The sequence below is a fragment of the Colwellia sp. KS18-150 genome, from assembly GCF_057551365.1.
This window is the reverse complement of the sequence record NZ_BAAJMC010000019.1, coordinates 15,188-30,820: the sequence shown is the minus strand read 5'-3', so window position 1 is coordinate 30,820 and position 15,633 is coordinate 15,188. Positions and strand designations below refer to the sequence as shown.

Below are 15,633 nucleotides of genomic sequence, written 5' to 3'. Positions count from 1 at the left end.
GGTTGTTGATCTTTCGCGGTTAAATTTTGTTCGAGATAAAAGCGTTTTAATCGCGGCGAGTAGTTTTAGCCTAGTCATTCTAAGCAAATACTACTCAACAATGAATAAAGCGCTTTTAGCCGAATCCTTCGACCCCGTTTGTTGGACATTTTTAAGGCGTTATCGCCTTTTTATGTAGAACAAGCACATGACAAAAGCTCTGCCTTGTATAAATACTCAACAATTCGCTGCAAAAACAATCTCGAAAGTTCAACATCCCCTAGTGTTTTTAAATCGTGAAATTAAACTTGACGTATCCCAACGGTTACCGCCATTTTCTTGTATTTCTTGATAAAAGCCATCCACCATTTTTGTCATCGGTAAAGCCACATCATTTTTCTTTGCTTCTTCAAAGGCGATACTTAAATCTTTACGCATCCAATCAACCGCAAAGCCAAAATCATATTCGCCAGCAAACATTGTTTTAAAGCGATTTTCCATCTGCCAAGAGCCTGCTGCTCCTTTTGAAATGGTTTCAACCAGTGCTTGTGGGTCAAGTCCTGCTTTTTCTGCAAAGCTAAAACCTTCAGCTAAACCTTGAACAACTCCCGCGATACAAATTTGATTTACCATTTTAGCAAGCTGACCACTACCAACACATCCCATGAGCTGGCTAAAGCGAGCATAGGCAGCCATCACAACTTGAGCTTGTTCAAAAATGGCTTTGTCGCCACCAACCATCACAGTTAAAACGCCATTTTCTGCGCCTGCTTGCCCACCGGATACAGGAGCATCAAGAAAGTGCTTACCTTGCTCAGTCGCTAACGCAGCGATCTCGCGAGCAACTTCTGCAGAGGCTGTAGTATGATCAACTAAAATACTGCCCTCTGACATTCCTGCAAGTATGCCCTGCTCTCCCAAACAAACCTGACGAACATCGTCATCATTACCCACACAAGAGAAAATAATGTCACAATGTTGTGCCGCTTGTGCAGGTGTTTCAGCAAAACTGCCCGAAAATTCTTTTTGCCATTGCTGCGCTTTTGCTTGTGTACGGTTATAAACACAAACATCATGGCCAGCTTTTTGTAAGTGACCAGCCATAGGGTAGCCCATTACGCCTAAACCAATAAATGCTACTTTCATTAATCGAGTCCTTTTTAAACAATGTTAATTTTATAAATAATGTTATTTCATCGGTACTAATGCATCAGACGAGAATTCAATACCTTGCCATGAAGTTCTGATAAAGTTTCTAATATTGCCGTGATCATTACCGTTAGGGTTTTCCAATACATCTTCACGGTAATATCGGCCAAAGCAAGCAAGAGTTTGCTCTGCACTAAGTGAATTAAGTTTAGCAAAATAAAATATTTTGCATGAGCCCTCATTCGAGCCCGATTCATTCACTAAATCGCCATTACGAAAGCTTGTTGGTTGATAGTGGTAGTTTTGGTTAATTACCTGCATTACCGTTTCAAACTCTACACTATTATTTTGCTGTGTTAATTGCGCAATTAAACTCTCTACAGACAAGTTATTATCTTCAGTCATATTACTTATTCACCCTCTTTTAATTTAGCTTTAGCCGCTTCAACTTTAGAAAAGTCTAACCCTAACTCTGCAACCGCTTCTTTTATTAAATCAGGTTGAGTCATCACAAGTCCCATAATAGCTTGTAGTTTTTCAGGAGGAATACCTAGTTGCTGGATAATACCCATTGCCATTAACGGGTTTTCAGTTAAAGCTTGAAAAAGCTCACCAATTTGGTCATCACTGATATTTAGCTCTTTTAATAGTTGAATAATAGGGTTCATTTTTTATATCTCTTTAATTTTATCTTTGGAAAAATACGGAAGTTAAATTGCTCATTGAAGTTTACCTTATTTTTGCTATTAACATAAAAACATTATAAGATGTACAAAATTAAATTGTGCACAACTTAAAATACTAAAGGTAATGTTATGTCAGACTCTATTTATCAATTCTCAGCAAAAAATACTGCCGGTGAAGAAGTTGAATTATCAACTTATGAAAACAAAGTATTATTAATCGTAAATACAGCAAGTGATTGCGGGTTTACACCACAATATCAAGGGTTACAGGATCTTTATCAAAAGCATCAAGAACAGGGCTTTGAAGTACTAGCATTTCCATGTAATCAATTTAAACAGCAAGAGAAAGGTAGCAACGAAGAAATTAAAGCCTTTTGTGATCTTCGTTTCAATATAAAATTTCCACTATTTAGTAAAATTGATGTTAATGGTGATAATGCTCACCCCATGTATAACTTTTTGAAAAGCCAAGCGCCCGGTATTCTTGGCTCAAAAGGCGTTAAATGGAACTTTACTAAATTTTTAGTTAATAAAGAAGGTAAGGTGATCAAGCGTTACGCACCAACAACCAAGCCAGAAGCTATTGAAGCCGACATCGAAAAACTTTTATAAATTGTGAATCATAAACAATGAATAATGAAGAAAGCTTAAAGTTAGAAAATCAACTTTGTTTCAGGCTATATAGCCTAACAAAGTTGATGAATCGACAATATAGCCCAGTATTAAAAAAACTTGGGCTAACATATTCACAATATATTGTGATGCTGGTTTTATGGGAAAATAATAATACTGAGTCAGCAGTGTCTGTTAAGCATTTAGGCGAAAAACTTGATCTAGACTCTGGTACTTTATCGCCGTTATTAAAACGCTTAGAAAAACAGGAGCTAATCAAACGCGAGAGAAATAGTAACGATGAGCGCAGTGTCGAAGTAAAGCTAACGACTCAAGGGTGTAAACTCAAATCACAAGCTAAAAACATACCCGCACAAATGTTTTCAATAACAGGTATGTCAATAAATGAACTTCACTCCTTAAATAACCAATTAGATAATTTACTTCACACCATGAGTAATTGATTAATTATCTAATTGGTCTACTTCTTTAAGCAAATAACTCATTATGTAATTTTTCAACTACATTATTAGCATCTTGCTCTGCCACTAAAAAGCATAAGTTATTGGCACTAGCACCATGGCAAATCATTCGAATATTCGTATCGTTTATGGTTTGGAAAATACTCTGTCCTATCCCTTTGGCAGAATCTAAGCCATTACCAATAACAGCAACCAATGATAATCCATGTTCAACACTAACCTCACACAGTTGCTCTAGCTCTTGCACTACTGTTGAAGTTAATAAAGCTTGCGTTGAACCACTTGGGTTATCAAACGTTAATGCAACGCTAATCTCACTGGTGGTGATCAAATCAATACTCAATTCGTGCTTAGCCAGAATCGAAAATACTTTAGCTAAAAAGCCACTCGCATGTAACATTGCGGGACTTTTAACGGTTACCAATGTTTGTTCTCTTCTTAGCGCTATTGAACGGTATGTTGGGTTTGATTCAACAGACTGCTTAATTTGCGTTCCGCCTTTTTCAGGCTCTTTACTAGAGCCAACAAAGACAGGAATATTTTGACGCATAGCAGGGATTAGCGTAGCTGGATGTAATATTTTAGCGCCAAATGTTGCCATTTCAGCCGCTTCACCAAAGCTTATTTCTTTAATTGCACGTGCTTGCTCAGTAATACGAGGGTCTGTGGTAAATATACCAACAACATCAGTCCAGATTGCTAAGTTGTTGGCACCAACCGCTTCAGCCAATAAAGCTGCGCTATAATCAGAGCCCCCTCGGCCTAATGTGGTTGTTTCACCTAAAGCATCTTGACCAATAAAACCTTGGGTCACTAACACTTGCTGAGATAGTTTTGGCGTGAGTAAATCATTACATGCATAAAGTAGCTGTTCAATATCAACAACGGCTTTGCCGTATAAGCTATTCGTTTTCATCACCTGCTGCACATTAAAGTACGCGCCATTAACACCAATAGATTGCAATATGTACGCAAAAATTCTCGAACTAAATTGTTCACCATAAGAAAGGATCGCATCTGACTGCTTTACGCTGTACTGTTTCGACTGAGACAATGAAATATTCGCTAAACCACCTATTAAGTTTTCTATTTCACTGTTTAAGGTTTGTTCGACATGCTCATCTAAATACTGAGTAATATTCAATTGAATTGCTCGAATATTATCAATAATTTCAGCTTGCTCGGCCACTGAAATATTAGCTTGGCTTAAACGCACTAAGTAATTTGTGACTCCAGCACTTGCTGACACGACAACCAAACGGTTACTAGGATCATTTTTGATGATGTAAGCACAGCGAAGCATCGCTTGATAATCAGCTACACTAGTACCACCAAATTTGGCGACTGTGATCACTGCTCTTTGATTAGAAGCTTGTTGAGTAAATTCATTGTTTAACATGGTTTATTCTTCCTAACACGATGATTTAACAAAAAAAATAAAATCATTCGAAAATTAATACAGGAAGAGCATGACTGAAGAGTTTGGTAGGCTTTTGAAATTACAGTGTAATTTCAGGCATGTTAACTTTTTCAGCCAGAAGCTCTCCACCTTAGTCTTTATAGACTCTACTATCAGGTGACAGTCCTAAGGATTCAGCCTTAGTAACCGAGCATTAATAACCACTTATATTAATGCTCTCGGCAATAAACTCCCTCAACAACGCTTTCGGAATGTGGTTCCTTATACCCAATGGTATAGCGTTATTTACCTAGTTATTGCTCCTCTTCTGGTGTTGCTCAAATTTATTAAATTTGAGCAACTACTCTATTAAACCTTAAATCAGAAACAAATGCAATAGACTTTTAGATGGCTAATCATAATTTATTTTTGTTAATCAGGTTTGAAAACTTTGCTATAGTTATTTTCAACAACTTAGTAACCTGATTGAATTCAATGGATTTATTTCTTCTAAAAAAAATAATCTCGGTATTTATTATGCCAATTAATATCATACTGCTGCTATTAATTTTATCTATTGTAAGTTTTAGAAAGCGCCCTAACACTAGTTTTAAATGTGTAATATCTGCAACCTTGTTACTTATTCTGTCTTCAATGCCAATTGTTTCCGACACTTTTATGGTGAGTATAGAAAACAACTATGAGGCATTTACTCGCTCTGACAAACCAGTTGATTATATTGTAGTGCTAGGTAATTGGCATGAGTCTAATCCGGCGATCCCTGCGACAAGCCAATTAAGCACTAGCTCGCTGCAAAGGCTAGTAGAAGTGTTAAGGGTTTATAAAATTCATCCTGAAGCAAGGATAATTACTTCTGGGCATCATCACTCTGATGCCATGTCTAATGCCGGTAAAATGAAACAAGCGCTTGTCGATTTGGGGGTAGATGAGCAGAAAATTATCACTGAAAATTTCCCTAAAGATACGGAAGAAGAAGCCGTTTTAATAAGCCCAAGAGTACAAGGAGCCAACGTTGTACTCGTCACTAACGCAGATCATATGCCAAGGGCAATTAAATATTTTCAAGCACAAGGAGTAAACCCTATCGCGGCACCAACAGGCTTTTGGGTGAAAAATATCGATAGCAATAAAAACTGGGGGTACTATGTACCTAGCAGTAAAAAACTACGTCAAACCACCATAGCTTGGTATGAAAGCATCGGCCGTTTAGTACAATGGTTTAAAGAGGTATTTAGTTAACCTGAACTTGGTTTAAAAGATATTTAACTAATTGAAATTAATCTTCACAGTGGTTCAGGTTGCTTAAACAGGGTTATCAATATCAATAAAACAAACTTCAACACCTAGTTCGCTTTCAATATGCTCCCCTAATGCTTTTGCGCCATACCTTTCTGTTGCATGATGGCCTGCTGCAAAAAAATGAATGTCCATTTCATGAGCAATATGTGTGGTTTTTTCTGAAACTTCACCGGAAATAAATGCATCAATGCCCTGCTCTGCTGCTAACTCAATGTAGTCTTGACCACCACCAGTACACCAAGCAACAGTCTTTATCGCTTTATTCGACGGTGGTGCAATATGTAAACATTGACGATTTAATTTACTATCGATTAATTGTGCAAGCTCATTACCTGTTTGCTGTACTGGAAGCTTCCCCTGAATAGCAACACTTAGCGGGTTAAATAACTCTAAAGGACCAACAACATCAATGTTAAGCAGCTTAGCTAATTGCGCGTTATTGCCTAACTCCGGATGAATATCCAGTGGCAGATGGTAGGCAAACAAATTAATATCATTATCTAATAAAGCTTTAATGCGCTTATATTTCATACCACGTATGACATAAGACTCATTCTTCCAAAAGTAACCATGATGAACAAGAATAGCATCTGCATTTTCTTCTATCGCACAATCAATTAGTGCTTGTGAGGCAGTAACTCCTGTGACTATTTTCTTTATAGTCTCTCGCCCTTGAATTTGTAAACCATTAGGGGCGTAATCTTTTATTTGTTCAGGCTTTAATATTTTTTTTAAATATGTTTCAAGTTCAATGCGTTGCATAATGCTACTTCTTAATATGTTTACAGATTATTTCGGTTTAGATGATAAATGACTTTTATTACTTGAATGAACATTCATCGTGGGTACTTTGACAGGATTGAACTTAGCTCGTATCTGCCATTTTGGTTTAATTGGCGTTAATGGTAACACTCTTTTTTTAGCAATAATGATATAAACAGATCCTAAACTCGTTAAATAGTTTTCGGCAAATTTTCGCCAGTATTTCACGACTTTATGGTCACTCATTTTGCCTGATAATGAGCTATAGATACAACGCTCGTCACTAATAATTTCATATCCCATCAAATGTAGCCAATCTTTGACCCGCATTGGTGAAAAAAAATGTTCATTCCAAGGTGCTTGTTTTTTCCGATAAGGAATAGCTCTATTTAGCCCAGCGAGTGAAAGAGGATTGAAACCAGTGATGATCAAATAACCGTTAGGAATAATGACGCGGTTCGCTTCTCGAATGACATGATGAGGGTCAAGAGAAAACTCTAATGCATGGCTAAGTAGGCAAACATCAACACTGTGCTCGAGCAAAGGTAAATCATCTAGCTCTCCAACAATACACGAGCCTTGTTGCTGTTCACATTCTTGTGTTTGAGCATCTTGCGTACAATTTTTAGTTAAACAACAGCTTACTTGATGTTTAATTGGGCTATCATTGGTATTGACAAAATGACTCAATGCACCAACCTTCAACAGGTGGTACCCAAAAAATTTTTGCCACCAAGGTTGAAGTTTTTCCTCTATCGCTGACAAAATAGTATTTCCGTTGGGAAGTTCTTGCCAAGATTTAGGATAGTGAGGTTGTCGAAATGCTAAAGCGGGTTTCATAAATCCTTGTCAATTCTAGATGTATTTATAGATAATCTCAGTATAATTAACTCTATATGTTAAGCAAGCGACTACTGAGTTAAGTGATGAGTTTACCTACAATAATTACCCCAATAAAAGCTTTTACGGATAACTATATTTGGGCTATTCATAATAGCGACTACCTTGCGTTAGTAGACCCCGGTGACGCCCGTGTTTGTATCGAATTTATAGAGTTGCATCAACTTTGTTTAACTGAACTATTAATTACTCATCACCATGCTGATCATACTGGTGGCATTAACAGTTTAGTGTCTTATTGCCAACAAAAAGGCTGGCCTATAAAAGTATATGGCCCCGCTAATGAGTCGATTCCACATTGTCAAAATAAACTCATCGAAAACGATATGATCAATTTGCCTTTACTCAATATGACTTTTAACATTATTGATTTACCAGGCCACACAGCCGGTCACATTGCTTATTATTCAGCTGAAGAAAAAATGCCTATTTTATTTTGTGGCGATACATTATTTTCTGCAGGTTGCGGTCGAATTTTTGAAGGTAGTCCATCACAAATGCTTACCTCATTAACCAAGCTCGCCAACTTACCTGAGCATACACAAGTATATTGTACTCATGAGTACACCCAAGCCAATATAAAATTTGCCTTAACTGTCGATCCTCAAAACCAAGACTTACTCACTTATAGTAATGAAGTTAATGAGTTACGAAAAAACAATATCAGTACAATACCCACAACAATTAAAGTAGAAAAACAGATAAACCCTTTTTTACGCAGTAATATGCCGGCCATTCAACACAGTGCAAAAATGTATGATGCTAATACTAAAGCGACAAATATTGACGTTTTCACTACCATTAGACGCTGGAAAGACCAATTTTAACATGTTAACCTTGGTTATCGCGCGTTACGCGTGGTATTTTTCTGTTATAAATTATCATTGGTAGTTCATGAAATATATTTTATTCCCCGCAATAATGTTACTTAGCGCTTGTCAAAGTACTTCCACTTCACAAAGCAACAATTCTTCAGGTAGTGAAAATAATCTTAACCCTGAAATGATTGCCAGTACGAATGAGATCAACCAAGCTTTACTCGCCGATGAAAATGTCGATGTTACACATCCAGTTGGTGACGTTAATTTTTCTTTGAAAGACAAAGCCTTGCCCAATGATAACGATGTATGGCAGCGAATCAGAGGTCAAATGACTTTTGATGTACCTGAAAATAATCGTGTTGTGATGCAACGAAATTGGTATGCCAAACACCCGAGTTATTTAAACCGTGTTGCTAAACGCGCTGAGCCTTTTCTTTTTTATATTGTTGAAGAGTTAGAAAAAAACAATATGCCGATTGAACTTGCACTGCTGCCAGTTGTTGAGAGTGCATTCGACCCTTTTGCGTATTCACATGGCAGAGCATCTGGTATGTGGCAATTTGTACCCGGTACTGGCACACGCTTTGGTATGAAACAAAATTGGTGGTATGACGGACGTCGCGATGTAATTGCATCCACTGAAGGTGCTATTCAATACATGAAGTATTTGCACAAATTCTTTGACGGAGATTGGTTACTTGCCCTAGCAGCCTACAATTCTGGTGAAGGTCGTGTGCAACGCGCCGTTAGGAAAAATAAAAAACAAGGTAAAAACACCGACTTTTGGTCATTAGATTTACCAAAGGAAACACGAGCATATGTCCCTAAACTACTTGCGTTAGCAGATATTATAAACCGTCCTGAACATTTCAATTTAGCATTATATGAAATTGCTAATGAAGCGGTGATCACTCAGGTTGATATCAAATCTCAAATTGATTTAGCAAAAGCGGCAAGTTTAGCCGAGTTGTCATTAACAGAGCTACAACGATTAAACCCAGGTTACAACCGTTGGTCGACTGATCCTGATGGCCCACACCGCCTAGTTTTACCGCTTCACAAAGTGGCACACTTTGAAGAAGGTTTAGTAAAGCTCAATAAAGCAGATCGATTAGCATGGCAGCGTTATAAAATTAAAAATGGCGATAACTTGGGTTATATAGCTAACAAGTTTCATACTAGTGTCGACTTGATCCGCCAAGTTAATAACATTCAAGGTAATCAGATTCGTGCCGGTAAACATTTATTAATTCCGGTCGCAGCGAAGTCACTTGATAGTTACATTCTCTCGCAAGACCAACGCATTGCGAAAAAACAAGCAAGGCCGCAAAAAGGAAGTAAATTAACCCATACGGTAGTATCAGGTGATAATCTTTGGGACCTTGGTCAACGTTATAAAGTTAACAGTAAAAGTATTGCTAAATGGAATGGCTTTGCACCAAGAGATACTTTGAAGTTAGGACAAAAACTAGTGATTTGGCAAAAATCATCAACAACAAGTCAACTGGCACAAACTAACTCTGGCATTGAACAAGCCATCATGCGCAACATTACTTACAAAGTACGCCGCGGTGATTCTTTTGCTCGAATTGCTGATAAATTTAATGTTCGTATTAGCGACATAGAACGTTGGAATAGTTTAAACCGAGATAAGTATTTACAACCTGGACAACGTTTAAAGCTATCGGTTGATGTAACAAATAATATTTAATCTAAACGCATGGAGATTATTCAACACATCTACATTGAATATCTCCTAAGAGCATTCGCTAAATACGTTTACTGTCAAAATCGATAAAAATAGTTTGCTCAACCACTTTACCATTTTGCGTAAGGTGAATAGTTAACCACAATCGCCACGTCATAATTTCTTCGTGACAGCTGGCTAATAAGGTTTCCGCTTGTAGAGTATTTTCTTTTTCTGTCATTTCAAAAAACACCGGTACTTTTCCCATAAACATCGTCTTACCTTCAAGATAACTTTGTATTGCAGATATTTGATGGCTATTCTCATGGTCTGTAAATTCTACTTGTATGTTAAAAGGTAACTCGGTGTGTAACATCCCTTGCTCTTCTGCGCCTAAAAAGCCGACAGTAAATTGCCCAAATTCGGTCTGAAAATCGCATTGACTTTGAGTTTTCAAACAAGAAAAATCACCATATCCTTTATGCTGAGCAATTTGTTTATCTACTGGTTTACACGATAATACACTGAAAAAACAAAGAAGGATGATAACCGATTTACGCATGTCTAACTTTACCTAATGATGAAAATTATTTAAAAGCTAATATACTTGAGAGCTAATTCACTTAAAAACTAGCAAACAATTTTTTGTTCGCTATCGCTATATAATCACACGAAAATATAATGAATTGAATAGCCAGTAGCGGAAGTGCCTTGAGTATTTCTAATGACTCACATAAACTAATTAGCCTTTTTGTATACAACATTTTAACAAATTAATCATGACAGTGCCTAGTAAATCAAGGATATATTCTCCGGCTAACGATACCGTTGCCGTAGAAATGGATGACGACAACAGGCATGTAGACTGTGATGATTGTTCAATGACATCTGTTTGTCAGACAGTAGATACCCCAACACAGTCTCTTAATGTAGCTGAAAACTATTTACAGAAAAAAATATCTACTAACAATAACTGTGCACTATTTCAGCAATCTACTCCACTCACTGATATTTACGCTGTGAGCTCTGGTGCATTCAAATTATGCCAAAAAGCCGCAAGTGGCGAAGAAAATATTATTGGAATACGTTTCCCTGGTGAATTGATTGGTGAAGATGCTCTTTATTTAAAAACTTATAATTATTCTGCAATCGCAGTGAGCAACAGCTCAGTTTGTAAAGTCTCTGTTGAACAAATGACTTCCTGCGGTGAACTCATTCCCAAGGTTCAACAAAACCTTATCGACCTGTTAACGAGGCAAAGTTACATTCGACAATGTAATGTTCAAGCTTATATCGGAAAAAAATCTGCTGATAGCTTATTAGCATCATTTCTTTTAAATATTCTCGAAAGAAGCGCTAATTATACACAGAGCCGAGATACGATAGACTTACCGTTTAGTCGTAGTGATATCGCTAACTTTTTGGGGCTAAGAAGAGAAACGTTAAGTCGTGTTTTTTCTAAGTTTCAAAAAGAACAACTAATTCAACTAGAAGCAAAAAAAATTCAACTTCTTGAAATAAAACAACTTACTAAACTGGCTGATTTCTAAAAACTAGTCTACCTTTCAAACTAGCTAAAGCTGAATTGTAATACCTTGTTATTGAAATTTTAAATAACAGTGAATTTACATATTTCCATACAATTTATACGGGCAATGATGTTTTAACTTGATCTAAATCAAATATAAACAATCAAGCCAGTTGATTTATATCATGAGCAAAGGGTAAAATTGCTTTATATATGGCGCCTTTAGCTCGTTTTTGTGACATATATCATTGCTGTATAGCAAACAAACAGAAATAGTATGAATACCGCTCGATTTTTACGTCTTGTTACTAAATCAAGTAGGTAGTAGCTATTCTTATTAATAATAACACTGCGGAATCCATCACATGACTCAAAGCAATACGTCAGCAGTAGACTACAACTTCGATGTTGTTCGTCAATTTACTGTAATGACGGTAATCTGGGGGATCGTTGGTACACTGGTAGGTGTACTTATCGCGGCTCAATTAATTTGGCCAGCGTTAAATTTCGATACACCTTGGTTAACCTATTCTCGTCTTCGCCCACTACATACTAATGCGGTAATTTTCGCTTTTGGTACAAGTGCCTTATTTGCCACTTCATACTACGTTGTACAGCGAACCTGTCAGACTCGATTATTCGGCGGGAAGTTAGCGGCCTTCACTTTTTGGGGTTGGCAAGCTGTTATTGTTGCTGCTGCTATTTCCTTACCTTTAGGTTATACCACATCAAAAGAGTATGCTGAGTTAGAGTGGCCAATCGATATCTTAATCACTATTGTCTGGGTTTCGTATGCTATCGTGTTTTTTGGCACATTAGTTAAGCGTAAAACATCACACATTTACGTAGCTAACTGGTTCTTTGGTGGTTTTATTATCACTGTCGCGGTATTACACCTTGGTAACTCAATGGCTATTCCTGTTTCAGCCATGAAGTCTTACTCAATATACTCAGGTGCAATTGATGCCATGATGCAGTGGTGGTATGGACATAACGCCGTTGGTTTCTTATTAACTGCTGGTTTCTTAGGTATGATGTATTACTTCGTTCCTAAACAAGCAGAACGTCCTGTTTACTCTTACCGTTTATCTATTGTTCATTTTTGGGCATTAGTTTCGTTATATATTTGGGCTGGCCCTCATCACTTACATTACACAGCGCTTCCTGATTGGGCTCAATCTGTAGGTATGGTTATGTCTGTTGTATTATTCCTTCCATCTTGGGGTGGTATGATTAACGGTATCATGACTCTTTCTGGCGCTTGGCATAAGCTTCGCCATGATCCTATTTTACGTTTCTTAATTGTGTCACTTTCTTTCTACGGTATGTCTACCTTTGAAGGTCCTATGATGGCGATTAAATCAGTTAATGCTTTATCTCACTACACTGACTGGACTGTTGGACATGTTCATTCAGGTGCATTAGGTTGGGTTGCCATGGTTTCTATTGGTGCTTTATACCACCTAATTCCCGTGTTATTTAATCAAGGCCGTATGTATAGCATTCGCTTAATTAACATTCACTTTTGGATGCACACTGTCGGTATCGTTCTTTATATTGTTGCGATGTGGATTTCGGGTGTTATGCAAGGGTTGATGTGGCGTGCAGTAAATACTGACGGTACGCTAACCTACAGCTTTGTTGAGAGCTTAACTGCTTCTTACCCATTCTACTTTATCCGTTTCTTAGGCGGTGTTCTTGTTGTTGCTGGTTTCGTATTAATGGCTTACAACATGTTTAAAACAATCGGCGCTAAAGACGGAAGTCTTAAAGCTGTTGAAGCAGATTAAGGAGAACGAACATGCAAAATAAACATGAAAAAGTTGAAAAGAATGTTGGCTTGTTCTTTCTATTTACTATATTCGCAATAAGTATCGGTGGTTTGGTAGAAATAACGCCCTTATTCTTCCAAAAAGAAACTACAACACCTGTTGATAATTTAAAACCTTATACTGCCTTACAAATGGAAGGTCGTGATATCTATATTCGTGAAGGATGTAGTAACTGTCATAGCCAAATGATTCGTCCATTTAGAGCTGAAACAGAACGTTATGGCCATTACAGCGTTGCTGGTGAACATGTATGGGAACATCCATTTTTATGGGGTTCGAAACGTACAGGTCCAGATTTAGCACGTGTTGGTGGTCGTTACAGTGATGATTGGCATATCGCTCATCTAACTGACCCTCGCTCAGTAGTTCCTGAATCAAATATGCCTGCATATAACTGGTTAAACAAAAACACCCTTGATGGTGAAAATACAGGCGAAAAGCTTAAAACGTTTAATTGGTTAACTCGCAATCGCTCTCATAAAGATGAAAACGGCAATGCTATTCCGCTTTATACACAAGCAGAAATAGATGGCGCTAAAGAAGCGGTACAGGGTAAAACTGAAATGAGTGCCTTGGTTGCTTACTTGCAATCACTTGGCCATGCATTGAAGTAGCACCTTATGGATTACGGAACATTAAGAGGGTTTTTTGCCCTCCTTATATTGGCTTTATTTATTGTGATAGTAATTTGGTCTTATTCGAAAAAACGCAAAGCATCTTTTGATGAAATTGCTAATTCGATTTTAGATGATGAGCAAACACAAAAAAGCGAAAGCCATCTTGAAACAGATAGCAAACAGGAGACTAATAATAATGTCTAGCTTCTGGAATATATGGGTTTGGGTTCTTACCCTTGGCTCTTTAGTAGGTTGTTTTCTTTTACTACGTTGGTGCTTAAAGAACTTTGCAGGTGTGGAAGAAGGTGAGTCTATGGGACACACCTTCGATGGTATCGAAGAATTAAATAATCCTTTACCTAATTGGTGGAGTACGTTTTTCTTGTTAACCATTATTTGGGCGTTTGGTTACATCGCCATGTATGGTTTAGGCAACTGGACTGGTTTACTGGGTTGGAAAAGCTCGAACCAAGGTATTTTAAACATTGCTGAATCAAAAGCGAAAACAGCAGAGTACCTAGCAAGCGACTCTGGCGTTTTAGTACAATACGATCGTGAAGTAGCTCAAGCTGATGCTAAGTATGGACCGATTTTTGCGGCCTATGCTGCTCGCTCTATTGAAGATTTAGCCACTGACTCAGAAGCTTTAAAGGTTGGTCAGCGTCTATTCATTCAAAACTGTGCTCAATGTCATGGCTCTGATGCTCGTGGTACCACAGGTTTCCCTAACTTAGCCGATAATGATTGGTTATATGGCGGCAGCCCAGAAAAAATCAAAGAAACCATAATGCATGGTCGTATAGCAACAGGTATGATTGCTTGGGAAAGTGCATTAGGCGGCGAGCAAGGCGTTAAAGAAGTTGCAGCCTACGTGATTAGTTTAAGTGGTCGTTCAGTCAATGCTGACCTTGCTAAAGCAGGTAAAGCTAAATTTGGTATCTGTGCAGGTTGTCATGGACCAGAAGGTCAAGGTAGCTTAGCACTTGGTTTACCAATGGGCGCACCTAACTTGTCAGATAACACTTGGTTATATGGTGGCTCTCAGCGTGCTATTGAAGAATCTATTAGATATGGCCGTGCTGGTGTTATGCCTCCTTGGGCTGATATTTTAGGTGAAGAAAAAGTACATGTGATCAGTGCTTACGTTTACTCACTTTCGCAAGATTAGCAGTTAATTTATCATTCAAACATGAGCTAAGCCTCATCGAGAATAAATAAATTCAAAGGCCATGTAACACATTGTTATCTGGCCTTTTTTATTACCTCTGTGTTACTAACAAAACTAGCTCCCAGTACAGAAAAAAGCTATAATAGCGGCCAATTTCGTATAACCTAAAGTAGTTTCCATATTATGAAGTCATCTTGGTATCGTGAGCCTTGGGCTTGGTTAGTTTTTATTCTTCCTTTTACCGCAGTTGTTGCGGGAATTGCCACCTATATTATTGCTAATACCGATCCGGACACTTTGGTGGTGGGAGATTATTATAAAACGGGTAAAGCAATTAACTTAGAGGTTTCTAAAGTTAAAAATGCTCAAAAATTAGGAATGCGTTTCGACTTAAAATATACTGATGATGAGCTAATCATAAAACCTTCTGGTATTGAAAAAGTTTTCCCACTCTTGAATGTAAACTTTTACCACCCTACCCTAGAAGAAAATGACTTTTATCTGGCATTAACACCAGATGGAAACGGTCACTTTAGACAAACTTTTGATAACAACATTTCTGGTAAATGGAAGATAACTATCACACCTTTTGACAATAGCTGGAAAATTCAAGAAACCATTGCTTTACCTCAAAGTGAATTCATAGCAATCATTCCAGATCCAACCAAAGCACGTTAATGCTTTGCCATTA

Annotated in this window: 18 protein-coding genes and 1 riboswitch; of the genes, 11 read left to right on the top strand and 7 right to left on the bottom strand. The window is 37.6% G+C overall.

Annotated features, from left to right (window positions below):
* Nucleotides 1-249: 249 nt before the first annotated feature.
* From AC27IF_RS16715 to AC27IF_RS16705, 3 genes are read right to left on the bottom strand one after another with little or no spacing between them, the layout of a single operon-like run.
* Complete coding sequence (locus AC27IF_RS16715; RefSeq protein ID WP_487055484.1) at nucleotides 250-1,125, bottom strand: NAD(P)-dependent oxidoreductase; 876 nt, start codon at nucleotides 1,123-1,125, stop codon at nucleotides 250-252.
* Between the two features lie 42 nt (nucleotides 1,126-1,167).
* On the bottom strand, nucleotides 1,168-1,533 hold the full coding sequence (locus tag AC27IF_RS16710) for a HopJ type III effector protein (RefSeq protein WP_487055483.1): 366 nt from the start codon (nucleotides 1,531-1,533) through the stop codon (nucleotides 1,168-1,170).
* A gap of 5 nt (nucleotides 1,534-1,538) precedes the next feature.
* Nucleotides 1,539-1,796: a DUF2999 family protein gene (locus tag AC27IF_RS16705; RefSeq protein WP_487055482.1), complete on the bottom strand. Its 258-nt coding sequence runs from the start codon at nucleotides 1,794-1,796 to the stop codon at nucleotides 1,539-1,541.
* Between the two features lie 147 nt (nucleotides 1,797-1,943).
* Between AC27IF_RS16705 and AC27IF_RS16700 the strand changes: the two genes are divergently transcribed.
* Complete coding sequence (locus tag AC27IF_RS16700; protein WP_487055481.1) at nucleotides 1,944-2,426, top strand: glutathione peroxidase; 483 nt, start codon at nucleotides 1,944-1,946, stop codon at nucleotides 2,424-2,426.
* 17 nt (nucleotides 2,427-2,443) lie between these two features.
* Nucleotides 2,444-2,890, top strand: a complete 447-nt coding sequence (locus AC27IF_RS16695; RefSeq protein WP_487055480.1) for a MarR family winged helix-turn-helix transcriptional regulator — start codon at nucleotides 2,444-2,446, stop codon at nucleotides 2,888-2,890.
* Between the two features lie 25 nt (nucleotides 2,891-2,915).
* On the opposite strand, the gene lysC is transcribed toward AC27IF_RS16695, so the two are convergent.
* A complete protein-coding gene (lysC, locus tag AC27IF_RS16690; RefSeq protein ID WP_487055479.1) occupies nucleotides 2,916-4,307 on the bottom strand; it encodes a lysine-sensitive aspartokinase 3 in 1,392 nt (463 codons plus the stop codon).
* A gap of 131 nt (nucleotides 4,308-4,438) precedes the next feature.
* Nucleotides 4,439-4,643: riboswitch (Lysine riboswitch) on the bottom strand.
* Between the two features lie 201 nt (nucleotides 4,644-4,844).
* Between lysC and AC27IF_RS16685 the strand changes: the two genes are divergently transcribed.
* On the top strand, nucleotides 4,845-5,567 hold the full coding sequence (locus AC27IF_RS16685) for an ElyC/SanA/YdcF family protein (protein ID WP_487055478.1): 723 nt from the start codon (nucleotides 4,845-4,847) through the stop codon (nucleotides 5,565-5,567).
* Nucleotides 5,568-5,630: 63 nt separating this feature from the next.
* Here the strand turns inward: AC27IF_RS16685 and AC27IF_RS16680 are convergent, their stop codons facing one another.
* Both AC27IF_RS16680 and AC27IF_RS16675 read right to left on the bottom strand, forming a co-directional pair.
* Nucleotides 5,631-6,389 (bottom strand): Nif3-like dinuclear metal center hexameric protein, encoded by a 759-nt coding sequence (locus AC27IF_RS16680; protein ID WP_487055477.1) that lies wholly within the window; start codon nucleotides 6,387-6,389, stop codon nucleotides 5,631-5,633.
* A gap of 27 nt (nucleotides 6,390-6,416) precedes the next feature.
* On the bottom strand, nucleotides 6,417-7,229 hold the full coding sequence (locus AC27IF_RS16675) for a class I SAM-dependent methyltransferase (RefSeq protein WP_487055476.1): 813 nt from the start codon (nucleotides 7,227-7,229) through the stop codon (nucleotides 6,417-6,419).
* An 86-nt stretch (nucleotides 7,230-7,315) separates the two neighbouring features.
* On the opposite strand from AC27IF_RS16675, the gene gloB reads away from it, so the two are divergent.
* Both gloB and AC27IF_RS16665 read left to right on the top strand, forming a co-directional pair.
* Nucleotides 7,316-8,116, top strand: a complete 801-nt coding sequence (gloB, locus tag AC27IF_RS16670; RefSeq protein WP_487055475.1) for a hydroxyacylglutathione hydrolase — start codon at nucleotides 7,316-7,318, stop codon at nucleotides 8,114-8,116.
* Between the two features lie 67 nt (nucleotides 8,117-8,183).
* A complete protein-coding gene (locus tag AC27IF_RS16665) occupies nucleotides 8,184-9,821 on the top strand; it encodes a lytic transglycosylase (protein ID WP_487055474.1) in 1,638 nt (545 codons plus the stop codon).
* Nucleotides 9,822-9,879: 58 nt separating this feature from the next.
* Here the strand turns inward: AC27IF_RS16665 and AC27IF_RS16660 are convergent, their stop codons facing one another.
* The gene (locus AC27IF_RS16660; protein WP_487055473.1) at nucleotides 9,880-10,359 is read right to left on the bottom strand and encodes a hypothetical protein; all 480 of its coding nucleotides are present in this window, start codon (nucleotides 10,357-10,359) and stop codon (nucleotides 9,880-9,882) included.
* 217 nt (nucleotides 10,360-10,576) lie between these two features.
* Between AC27IF_RS16660 and AC27IF_RS16655 the strand changes: the two genes are divergently transcribed.
* The 6 genes from AC27IF_RS16655 to AC27IF_RS16630 all read left to right on the top strand — a co-directional run bounded on the left by AC27IF_RS16655 (nucleotide 10,577) and on the right by AC27IF_RS16630 (nucleotide 15,620).
* Nucleotides 10,577-11,347 (top strand): Crp/Fnr family transcriptional regulator, encoded by a 771-nt coding sequence (locus AC27IF_RS16655; protein ID WP_487055472.1) that lies wholly within the window; start codon nucleotides 10,577-10,579, stop codon nucleotides 11,345-11,347.
* Between the two features lie 343 nt (nucleotides 11,348-11,690).
* Nucleotides 11,691-13,115 (top strand): cytochrome-c oxidase, cbb3-type subunit I, encoded by a 1,425-nt coding sequence (gene ccoN / locus AC27IF_RS16650; RefSeq protein ID WP_487055471.1) that lies wholly within the window; start codon nucleotides 11,691-11,693, stop codon nucleotides 13,113-13,115.
* An 11-nt stretch (nucleotides 13,116-13,126) separates the two neighbouring features.
* A complete protein-coding gene (gene ccoO / locus AC27IF_RS16645) occupies nucleotides 13,127-13,771 on the top strand; it encodes a cytochrome-c oxidase, cbb3-type subunit II (protein ID WP_487055470.1) in 645 nt (214 codons plus the stop codon).
* A 6-nt stretch (nucleotides 13,772-13,777) separates the two neighbouring features.
* Nucleotides 13,778-13,978, top strand: a complete 201-nt coding sequence (locus AC27IF_RS16640; protein ID WP_487055469.1) for a cbb3-type cytochrome oxidase subunit 3 — start codon at nucleotides 13,778-13,780, stop codon at nucleotides 13,976-13,978.
* The gene (gene ccoP / locus AC27IF_RS16635; protein WP_487055468.1) at nucleotides 13,971-14,942 is read left to right on the top strand and encodes a cytochrome-c oxidase, cbb3-type subunit III; all 972 of its coding nucleotides are present in this window, start codon (nucleotides 13,971-13,973) and stop codon (nucleotides 14,940-14,942) included. The genes AC27IF_RS16640 and ccoP overlap by 8 nt, the downstream gene beginning before the upstream one ends.
* 183 nt (nucleotides 14,943-15,125) lie before the next feature.
* Nucleotides 15,126-15,620 (top strand): FixH family protein, encoded by a 495-nt coding sequence (locus tag AC27IF_RS16630; protein WP_487055467.1) that lies wholly within the window; start codon nucleotides 15,126-15,128, stop codon nucleotides 15,618-15,620.
* The last annotated feature ends 13 nt before the right edge of the window (nucleotides 15,621-15,633 follow it).